The 3,460-nt window shown below is 55.2% G+C and carries 2 rRNA genes; both read left to right on the forward strand.

The features are described from left to right. Positions 1 to 52: 52 nt before the first annotated feature. Positions 53 to 3,188 (forward strand): 23S ribosomal RNA (locus tag M1L53_RS32855). 153 nt (positions 3,189 to 3,341) lie between these two features. After that, positions 3,342 to 3,458 (forward strand): 5S ribosomal RNA (rrf, locus tag M1L53_RS32860). Positions 3,459 to 3,460: the final 2 nt, after the last annotated feature.

Consider the following 3,460-nt stretch of genomic DNA (forward strand, 5'->3'; position numbering starts at 1 on the left):
GTGGTTGTTTGTGTGTTGTTTGAGAACTGCACAGTGGACGCGAGCATCTTTGTTGTAAGTAATGAAGAGCGTACGGTGGATGCCTTGGCACCAGGAGCCGATGAAGGACGTAGGAGGCTGCGATAAGCCTCGGGGAGCTGTCAACCGAGCTGTGATCCGAGGATGTCCGAATGGGGAAACCCAGCACGAGTGATGTCGTGTTACCCGCGCCTGAATATATAGGGCGTGTGGAGGGAACGTGGGGAAGTGAAACATCTCAGTACCCACAGGAAGAGAAAACAACCGTGATTCCGTGAGTAGTGGCGAGCGAAAGCGGAAGAGGCTAAACCATGGGTGTGTGATAGCCGGCAGGTGTTGCATTCGTGGGGTTGTGGGGTTCATTTTGTCAATACTGCCGTGTTGGCCAACAGTAAGAAATCACAGGGTTAGTGGAAGTGGTCTGGAACGGCCTGTCGTAGAGGGTGAGAATCCCGTACACGAAAACTTTGTGACTGTTGTAATGGAAACCCAAGTAGCACCGGGCCCGTGAAATCTGGTGTGAATCTGTCGGGACCACCCGATAAGCCTGAATACTCCCTGGTGACCGATAGCGGACTAGTACCGTGAGGGAAAGGTGAAAAGTACCCCGGGAGGGGAGTGAAATAGTACCTGAAACCGTGCGCTTACAATCCGTCAGAGCCTTCGAGCAGTTTACTGCTGGGGGTGATGGCGTGCCTTTTGAAGAATGAGCCTGCGAGTTAGTGGCATGTCGCGAGGTTAACCCGTGTGGGGTAGCCGTAGCGAAAGCGAGTCCGAATAGGGCGATCGTAGTGGCATGCTCTAGACCCGAAGCGGAGTGATCTACCCATGGCCAGGTTGAAGCGACGGTAAGACGTCGTGGAGGACCGAACCCACTTAGGTTGAAAACTGAGGGGATGAGTTGTGGGTAGGGGTGAAAGGCCAATCAAACTCCGTGATAGCTGGTTCTCCCCGAAATGCATTTAGGTGCAGCGTCGCGTGTTTCTCACCGGAGGTAGAGCTACTGGATGGTCTAGGGGGCCCACAAGCTTACCGAAATCAGCCAAACTCCGAATGCCGGTGAGTGAGAGCGCGGCAGTGAGACTGCGGGCGATAAGGTTCGTAGTCGAGAGGGAAACAGCCCAGATCGCCAGCTAAGGTCCCTAAGCGTGTACTAAGTGGAAAAGGATGTGGGGTCGCGAAGACAACCAGGAGGTTGGCTTAGAAGCAGCCACCCTTGAAAGAGTGCGTAATAGCTCACTGGTCAAGTGATCCTGCGCCGACAATGTAGCGGGGCTCAAGTACACCACCGAAGCTGCGGCATTCACGCAATAGCCCCCCTTCACTCTGCGGAGTGTTGGGCAGGTGTGTGGATGGGTAGGGGAGCGTCGTGTGGCCATGGAAGCGGCAGGGTGACCTAGCCGTGGAGGCCACACGAGTGAGAATGCAGGCATGAGTAGCGAAAGACGAGTGAGAAACTCGTCCGCCGAATGACCAAGGGTTCCTGGGCCAGGTTAATCCGCCCAGGGTGAGTCGGGACCTAAGACGAGGCCGACAGGCGTAGCCGATGGACAACGGGTTGATATTCCCGTACCCGTGTGAACGCGCCCATGGTGAATCAGTGATACTAACCATCCTGAAGCCACGAGAAGACCTTCGGGTCTCGAGTTGGTGGATGCATGGGACCTGATCTGGTAGTAGCCAAGCGATGGGGTGACGCAGGAAGGTAGCTGAGCCAGTCAGTGGTAATACTGGTGTAAGCGTGTAGGGCGTGACCTAGGCAAATCCGGGTCGCACACAAGCCTGAGACGTGATGCGTAGCCGATTGAGGCGAATTCAGTGATCCTATGCTGCCGAGAAAAGCCTCTAGCGAGCTTTCACACGGCCCGTACCCCAAACCGACACAGGTGGTCAGGTAGAGAATACTAAGGCGATCGAGATAACTATGGTTAAGGAACTCGGCAAAATGCCCCCGTAACTTCGGGAGAAGGGGGGCCCTGTCTGGTGACGACATTTACTGTCTGAGCTGGGTGGGGCCGCAGAGACCAGTGAGAAGCGACTGTTTACTAAAAACACAGGTCCGTGCGAAGTCGTAAGACGATGTATACGGACTGACGCCTGCCCGGTGCTGGAAGGTTAAGAGGACCGGTTAGTTCCTTCGGGAGCGAAGCTGAGAATTTAAGCCCCAGTAAACGGCGGTGGTAACTATAACCATCCTAAGGTAGCGAAATTCCTTGTCGGGTAAGTTCCGACCTGCACGAATGGCGTAACGACTTCTCAGCTGTCTCAACCGTAGACTCGGCGAAATTGCATTACGAGTAAAGATGCTCGTTACGCGCGGCAGGACGAAAAGACCCCGGGACCTTCACTACAGCTTGGTATTGGTGTTCGGTTCGGTTTGTGTAGGATAGGTGGGAGACTGTGAAACGGTGACGCCAGTTATCGTGGAGTCGTTGTTGAAATACCACTCTGATCGAATTGGACCTCTAACCTCGGACCATGATCTGGTTCAGGGACAGTGCCTGGTGGGTAGTTTAACTGGGGCGGTTGCCTCCCAAAATGTAACGGAGGCGCCCAAAGGTTCCCTCAGCCTGGTTGGCAATCAGGTGTCGAGTGCAAGTGCACAAGGGAGCTTGACTGTGAGACTGACAGGTCGAGCAGGGACGAAAGTCGGGACTAGTGATCCGGCACCGGCAAGTGGAAGCGGTGTCGCTCAACGGATAAAAGGTACCCCGGGGATAACAGGCTGATCTTCCCCAAGAGTCCATATCGACGGGATGGTTTGGCACCTCGATGTCGGCTCGTCGCATCCTGGGGCTGGAGTAGGTCCCAAGGGTTGGGCTGTTCGCCCATTAAAGCGGCACGCGAGCTGGGTTTAGAACGTCGTGAGACAGTTCGGTCTCTATCCGCCGCGCGCGTTAGAAACTTGAGGAAGGCTGTCCCTAGTACGAGAGGACCGGGACGGACGAACCTCTGGTGTGCCAGTTGTTCCGCCAGGAGCACCGCTGGTTAGCTACGTTCGGAAGGGATAACCGCTGAAAGCATCTAAGCGGGAAGCCTGTTCCAAGATGAGGTTTCTCACCCCCTCGAGGGGGTAAGGCCCCCGGCAGACCACCGGGTTGATAGGCCAGAACTGGAAGTGCAGTAATGCATGCAGGTGACTGGTACTAATAGGCCGAGGACTTACCACAAAGAAGCTACGCGTCCACTGTGCGGTATCTGAAACAACACACAGATACTGATGAGAAACCCTGTTTTCTCCATCCCCCAACACCAGAAACTGGTGTTGACGGGTGGTGAAACCAGGTGATCAGAAGAAGGTTACTGTGACAGTTTCATAGAGTTACGGCGGTCATAGCGAAGGGGAAACGCCCGGTCCCATTCCGAACCCGGAAGCTAAGCCCTTCAGCGCCGATGGTACTGCACTCGACAGGGTGTGGGAGAGTAGGACACCGCCGAACAC

The sequence above is a fragment of the Rhodococcus sp. T9N genome (genome assembly GCF_024436645.1).
Lineage (GTDB): Bacteria > Actinomycetota > Actinomycetes > Mycobacteriales > Mycobacteriaceae > Rhodococcus_F > Rhodococcus_F qingshengii.